The sequence below is a fragment of the Pseudoalteromonas sp. genome (genome assembly GCF_041629635.1).
Classification (GTDB): domain Bacteria; phylum Pseudomonadota; class Gammaproteobacteria; order Enterobacterales; family Alteromonadaceae; genus Pseudoalteromonas.
The window spans coordinates 20741-27533 of the sequence record NZ_JBFKMX010000039.1 but is presented as its reverse complement, the minus strand read 5'-3'; the positions used below and the strand labels follow the sequence as shown (position 1 = coordinate 27533).

The window sequence follows — 6793 nt, the reverse complement described above, 5'->3', positions numbered from 1 at the left end:
TTAATCCAAGGGTTTACCGAGTTTTTGCCTATATCGAGTTCGGGTCACCTTATTTTACCTAGCCAGTTATTAGGTTGGGAAGATCAGGGGCAAGCGTTCGATATTGCAGTGCATGTGGGTACCTTATTTGCGGTGCTTATTTATTTTCGTAAAGATGTGGTAGAAATTTTAACCGCTTGGTTTAAGTCCTGTGTAGGTAAAGGTCATACCGCAGAGAGTAAATTGGGCTGGTACATTATTTTGGCTACTATTCCCGCAGGTTTAGTTGCAGGTCTTGCAAAAGATTTTATTGAAGCTAATACGCGTGGTGCAGTGGTGATTGCCACTACTACTATCGTATTTGGTTTAGCGCTTTGGTATGCCGATATCAAAGCAAAAGAGCACAAGAATATATTCGATATTAAATGGAAAGCTGCTTTATTAATTGGTCTTGCCCAGGCGGTTGCGTTAATTCCGGGCACATCTCGTTCAGGCATAACCATTACAGCTGGCTTATTGTTAGGCCTTGATAAAAAAAGCGCAGCGCGTTTTTCATTTTTAATGTCTATTCCGGTGATCGGAGGTTTAGGTTTAGTGATGATCATTAAACTTATTTTGGATAACACGGCGGTAAATTGGAATGCTTTGATACTAGGTACGGTACTTTCGTTTGCTTCTGCCTACACTTGTATCTTTTTATTCTTAAAGTTTATTGAGCGCATGGGCATGTTGCCGTTTGTGGTATACCGTATGATTTTAGGTATAGGCTTATTTGCGCTCATAGGGTTTGGTTATATTAGCCCTTAAAAATTTGGCATTACATTTTGGTTTTGAATTAAGCCGGTTTGAATCACTTTACTCAGCAAAACCGACAAATCATGATTGTTAATTAAGGCTTAATATGCAAATTTCATTACTTATTAAGCCTTTCTTTTTGACTATGTTTTTAACGGTGAATTAAAAAGTTACTGAGTTGCATTGATAGATACAGCTCATATCCTCCCTTCGACTTGCAAAAAAATTTACTATAATTGATTGCCACATAACTGATACACTCAAATTAGATTTAGTTAACAGATTGGAAACTTTATGATTAAGCCAGAGCTACCTGAAAATGAAGCTGAGAGACTCCACGCCTTAAGAACTCTTGAAATACTCGATACTTCACATGAAGAGCGTTTTGATCGCGTAACCAGAATGGCTAAACGTATGTTTGGTGTAGAAATTTCCTTGGTTAGCCTTGTTGATGAGCAAAGGCAGTGGTTTAAATCAAAGCAGGGGTTAGATGCATCAGAGACACCAAGAGAAATTTCATTTTGTGGGCATGCGATCAATCAAGATGGTCTGTTTATTATTCCAAATGCGATTGAAGATGAGCGTTTTTATGATAACCCTTTAGTTACTGATGCACCTAATATTCGGTTTTATGCTGGATATCCTTTAAAGTTAAGGCAAGGAATAAATCTTGGCACGTTGTGTCTTATAGATTCAAAGCCTAAACATTTAGATGAGGATGACAAGCAGCTACTTCAAGACTTAGGTGCAATGATCGAGCAAGAAATTCGCTCAGTTCAGTTAGCAACACTTGATGAATTAACCTTGATTTCGAATCGTAGAGGTTTTTTGACACTGGCTGAGCATTGTCAAAAGAGTTGTCGTCGTAAGCAAGTGCCAATGTCAGTGATATTATTTGATCTAAATAAATTTAAACCGATAAATGATAATCACGGCCACCATGAAGGTGATTTTGCACTTAAGCAATTTGCTGAAGTAATGCGTAGGGTATTTCGAGAAAGTGATGTTATTGGTCGTTTAGGTGGAGATGAATTTGTTGTTTTCCTTACAGAAGTAAGTGATGACGATATAGACATCATTCTTGAACGATTTAAATCTGAGATGGACTTGATGAATAAGGAAATAAATAAGCCTTATCGAATAGAATACAGTTCAGGTGTAGCGACATTCTCATATGATACAGAAAAATCATTAGAAGATATAATTGCTCAAGCAGATGAAGCAATGTACATACATAAAAAAAGCAAAGAGCGCTAGACTGCTTTAATATAAGGGATCGTGTTGACTGGGGATGGCTGAAGATATGGATAATAATGATACTCATCTTTAAAAATCGCAAATATTTAGAGGGGGTAACTTTAAATCATCCGTGTGGCACGATAAAAAATATAACTTTACGGAATATTACAAAATAGAAGGTTAGTGATAGTGTAGCCATCCCTATAAAGCACTGTATGTGGCGTTTATTTGGGCTAAGTAATAAAGTTTGATACTATGTTAGCGCTTCTATTATGAAATATTCCTCAATATTTCGTTCTAAGGCAGTTTTGAAGTTGTAAGTTACAGCCTAATGTATTGGTTATCTGCTATTTGTCGAATCACTAATTTGTTGAGAAGAATTAGTATTACTGTTGCTGACTTTTAGATGAAAAGCGACCATGTAGTAATGAGAAGTGGAAAACTCACCGGTAGGCATACTGGTAATCTAAGAGGGAAATGAATTTCCAAACACTTCTTCTATCACTTTTGCCCTTAAAATATCTAACTGCTCTTTTATCTCTGCGCCTTTAAATCCTTGTTTTATAATTGCTTGCACATCTACAAGAGCGACCTTTTTTGCGGTCTGGTCGAGCTTTTCTGCCAGAACATTTTCAGCATCACCTAATAATGCAAAGGTACGTAAAAACAACTTTAAACGCTCTGGTCGTCGCCATAAATCAGTTTTATCAAATAAAGTAAGTACTACTTTACTTGTTGCTTGATAAGTCGATAATTTAGATGAAAATTCATTAAATAACATCAGGGCATCGAGGTAGCTGTTGGGAAAGCGAAAAGTGTCACTTAGTTGCTTTAAATCCGCAGTATCTAACTTTTGTAACCATAAGCAAAAGATAGCAATTGGTTCTTGCTCATGTTGTATGTTTGTCAGTATTTTGGCAAGCTGATTTGAAGCTGCTTTATCCCATTTATTGCTAAGTTTAGGTAGTAATGCCTGAAGAGCCCCAATCTGCTGCAATACATCTGTAAAAACATTGATAGCACCATCCTTTAAAGATTTTTCAATCTCAAGCCAAATACGTTCTTTAGTTAATGTATTAATCTCGCCTTTAGCAACCATCTTTTGCATTAATTGTTGGGTTTCAGGCGCGATAGTAAAACCTAAATAATGGTAACGTGCGGCAAAGCGTGCAACACGTAAAATACGTAAAGGGTCTTCACAAAAAGCATCACTTACATGGCGTAATAATTTGCGTTTTAAGTCGGCTTGACCGTTGAAAGGGTCAATAATATTACCATATTCATCTTCCGCCATGGCGTTAACGGTTAAATCGCGGCGCACTAGGTCTTCTTCAAGGGTTACCTCAGGCGTAAAGTCGCAAATAAAGCCTGTGTAGCCTTGGCCTGATTTACGTTCGGTGCGAGCAAGGGCATATTCATCTTTGGTTTTTGGGTGTAAAAATACCGGAAAGTCATTGCCCACTTGCTGGTAACCAAGAGAAATTAGCTCGGCAGGTGTACTGCCAACCACAACATAATCACATTCTTTGATGGGGCGCTTAAGAAGTTTATCGCGTACAGCGCCACCGACTAAATATACTTTCATCAGACTAAATCGAAACGAATAATGTGTAAAGATTATCATAATTTGGAATTCGGTGGTGAATTGGTATGATAGGCTCAGTTTTTATTCAGTTAATGTAAGCACGTGTATTTAGACTATTTTGGTTTAACAGATCAGCCATTTTCCATAGCCCCCAATCCAGATTACTTATTCCTTAGTGAGCGCCATAAAGAAGCACTTGCACATCTAACTTATGGCTTAGGGGATGCTGGCGGCTTTGTATTATTAACTGGAGAAGTTGGAACAGGTAAAACAACGGTCACACGTTGTATGCTTGAAAATGTAGGTGATGATACGCAAGTGGCATTTGTGCTTAACCCATCGTTATCTGAGCTTGAGTTATTGGCCAGTATTTGTGATGAGCTGCGAATTCGCTATAAAAAATCAGAAGCCACGCTTAAAAATTTAACCGATAAAATTAAAAATCGTTTGCTTAAAAACCACAGTCAAAATAAACGCACCATGCTGGTGATCGATGAAGCACAACATTTAAGTGGTGCAGTGCTTGAACAGTTACGCCTATTAACTAACCTAGAAACCAATCAACGCAAGTTATTGCAAATTATTTTAGTTGGGCAGCCTGAATTACAAACATTATTAAAACGTAACGATTTAAGGCAATTAGCACAAAGGATTACAGCGCGTTACCATTTAATGCCGCTTAACGAAGCAGAGGTGTTTGCATACATCAAACATCGATTGCATGTGGCTGGTTGTGACAAAATGCTATTTGAAAACGCTGCAATCAAACGAATTCACCAACTTACTGGTGGTATCCCTCGGCTTATCAATTTACTATGTGAACGTGCTTTAATGGGGGCATTTGCAAATAGTCGTCATTTAGTTAATAAAGCCATGATTGCAACAGCTGCAACCGAAATTTTACCGTTAGAAGCTAATGCAGCAGCATCACATAATGCCAATTATGTGGTGTGGATGTATGCCTGCTTTGCTATTGTTGCCTTATTAGTTGGCATTGGTTTGTCATTTATTTTTTAAATAGAAGTGTGTATGTCTTATATTCTCGATGCGTTAAAACAGAATGAATCAAGTAGCAAAGGAACAATGCCGATGCAAGGTGATTATCAGCAAGAATATGTATTAAGTCAGAAGTTACGCTTCTACCGAAATTTAGCGTTGTTTTTAGGGTTTTTACTAACCTTAACTTTAGGGTTTTTTCTTGGCAAAGGCCTGCAAACTGAGAAAGTTGAAAAAACCGTTCAAACACAATCTGAACCAGATAAAACCATCGAAAATAAGCCAACGTTAGAACCTGTGAATCAGTTGCCAATAGCAAATCAACCACAAATACAATATCAGCTCGTGCCAGTTCCTATGTATTCACAGCCTTTACCTGTTCAGGCTCAACAAGCACCTCAAACTCAACAGACAACGCCAGAAAACGGCCAAACAGAGCCAGAAGAACAACAGAATAACGACAATCAAGAAATTGATTTATCTGAATATAAAGTTGTTGGATATCAGAATAAACAAAGGGAAGAAACCAATGCGTTAATAGATGCATTTAGTCAGGCCTTTGAGCAAGCGCAAAACGAGCCGTTAGAGCAAGAGGTGATCACTTCGTCAACAACCTCTGCAAGAGTGCCACCCATTGAAAACTTACCTGAAGCATTTCGAGTACGTATTCCTGAAATGCGATATCAAGCGCATGTATTTGCCTCAGAACCAAGCCGAAGCTGGATTAAAATCAATGACCGAGAACTAAAAGTAGGCGACAATATCAATGGTGTTTACATCATTGAAATTGCAGCAGAGCAAACATTAATGCAGTTTGAAGGCGTGGAATTTAGTTTGGGCTCAATGGAAGATTGGCAGTTCTAATATCAATTTTATTAATTATTTGATCATTCTAGCGAGTTAAATGACCCATAAACTGCGTTTTAAAATTCTAAAGTAGAACAACTACATGTCGAATTATAAGCCTTGTTTCTGAGCCATTTTTCTGTCGCAATAAATGACCAGCTAATTAATGCAATTGGTATAATTTTAGATACCGTCTTCGGTAACTAAGTCTGAAATGTTAAGGTTGTAACGTTGTGCCTTTGCGGTACCTTCAATGCTATCGTCTGATTCAACTAAGTTAATAATGCGCACAGCAACATGATGGTTGAATTCGCCATTATAGAATACTTTTACACGTGGTTTAGTGAGTTGCTTCTGATTTTCAATTACAAGTGCAATTCGCCCTGAGGTTAATTTAACTAAGGTGCCGGCAGGATACAGTCCTACAGATTGGATAAACTGCTGTATTAAATCTGGATCAAAATTTGCTGGTGAGCGTTCCATGAGCTCTCGAAATGCAGCGGTACTGCCGAGAGCTTTTGTATGATCAAAACCAAACATTAAACTATCAAACGTAATAGCAATACTTAAAATACGCTGTGCAGAATTAAGCTTATCAATGTCTAATTGATTGGGATAACCTGTGCCATCAAGTAATTCATTTTGTTCACTGAGAAGTCGTAATACTTGAGAGTTTGGCTGCCCGCTGAGTGTGAGTAACTTTAATAGTTGTGCAATATGTTGTTGCTTTTGTAGTTGTTCAATCACAGCGAGCTTTTCATTGGGTAAACGGAGTTTATCTGGTAATAGTTGATAACCTAGACGAGATAGTAATCCTGCAAGCACCAAATTCTGATTAACATGTACTTGGTAATTATGACCTTGACAAAACTGCGCTAAACTTACAGCAATACGAACTAAATGACTGGCAAGCAAGTTATTAGACATTTTACAGCGAACTGCTAAGCCTAAAACGTCTTTGTGTTGTTTTGTCAGCGCTAAGGCGTCAATTACCAGCTTTTCTAAGCTAAACAGATCAATCGGTAAGTGGGCTTTTGCACGTGAAAGGGTGTCTTCCATTAAGGTTAGCGCTTTATCTTGCCATTCAAGAGCTGCTTCAATTTGGCTTTCTATTTTAATTTTTTTAATAGTTTTAGTCGGTTCGGGCTCTGCTGTTTTTATTGATCTAGTGGTATCAACTAAAACCTCAATCACCCCCTTTTTTTTCAGAGCTTGCAATGCAAAATGATTACGAACTACTCCGGTTTGCACAATTTTGACATCACCAAGCTGTTTGGTGACTTCTTCAACAAAATCACCAATAGCTAGTTTTGTAATCGGGATACGCATTTTGCCGTTATTGTCAGGGGTCAT

Annotated in this window: 6 protein-coding genes; 4 read left to right on the top strand and 2 right to left on the bottom strand. The window is 37.8% G+C overall.

What is annotated here, in order from left to right; translation table 11 throughout:
- Both ABYD77_RS07885 and ABYD77_RS07880 read left to right on the top strand, forming a co-directional pair.
- The coding region (locus ABYD77_RS07885) for an undecaprenyl-diphosphate phosphatase (RefSeq protein ID WP_372768679.1) at nucleotides 1–786 on the top strand (786 nt) is incomplete at its 5' end.
- A gap of 282 nt (nucleotides 787–1068) precedes the next feature.
- On the top strand, nucleotides 1069–2031 hold the full coding sequence (locus tag ABYD77_RS07880; RefSeq protein ID WP_372768677.1) for a sensor domain-containing diguanylate cyclase: 963 nt from the start codon (nucleotides 1069–1071) through the stop codon (nucleotides 2029–2031).
- A 448-nt stretch (nucleotides 2032–2479) separates the two neighbouring features.
- On the opposite strand, the gene ABYD77_RS07875 is transcribed toward ABYD77_RS07880, so the two are convergent.
- Nucleotides 2480–3598 (bottom strand): tRNA nucleotidyltransferase, encoded by a 1119-nt coding sequence (locus tag ABYD77_RS07875; RefSeq protein WP_372768675.1) that lies wholly within the window; start codon nucleotides 3596–3598, stop codon nucleotides 2480–2482.
- Nucleotides 3599–3700: 102 nt separating this feature from the next.
- Between ABYD77_RS07875 and ABYD77_RS07870 the strand changes: the two genes are divergently transcribed.
- Complete coding sequence (locus ABYD77_RS07870) at nucleotides 3701–4615, top strand: ExeA family protein (RefSeq protein WP_372768673.1); 915 nt, start codon at nucleotides 3701–3703, stop codon at nucleotides 4613–4615.
- Nucleotides 4616–4627: 12 nt separating this feature from the next.
- A complete protein-coding gene (locus ABYD77_RS07865; RefSeq protein WP_372768671.1) occupies nucleotides 4628–5458 on the top strand; it encodes a general secretion pathway protein GspB in 831 nt (276 codons plus the stop codon).
- Nucleotides 5459–5623: 165 nt separating this feature from the next.
- On the opposite strand, the gene ABYD77_RS07860 is transcribed toward ABYD77_RS07865, so the two are convergent.
- Entirely contained in the window at nucleotides 5624–6793 is a 1170-nt protein-coding gene (locus ABYD77_RS07860) for an HD-GYP domain-containing protein (RefSeq protein ID WP_372768669.1), read from the bottom strand.

Excerpts from the sequence above, each read along its gene's own strand:
- ABYD77_RS07880 (WP_372768677.1), top strand. The coding sequence starts at position 1,069 with ATGATTAAGCCAGAGCTACCTGAAAATGAAGCTGAGAGACTCCACGCC.
- ABYD77_RS07865 (WP_372768671.1), top strand. The coding sequence starts at position 4,628 with ATGTCTTATATTCTCGATGCGTTAAAACAGAATGAATCAAGTAGCAAA.
- ABYD77_RS07860 (WP_372768669.1), bottom strand. The coding sequence starts at position 6,793 with ATGACCCCTGACAATAACGGCAAAATGCGTATCCCGATTACAAAACTA.
- ABYD77_RS07875 (WP_372768675.1), bottom strand. The coding sequence starts at position 3,598 with ATGAAAGTATATTTAGTCGGTGGCGCTGTACGCGATAAACTTCTTAAG.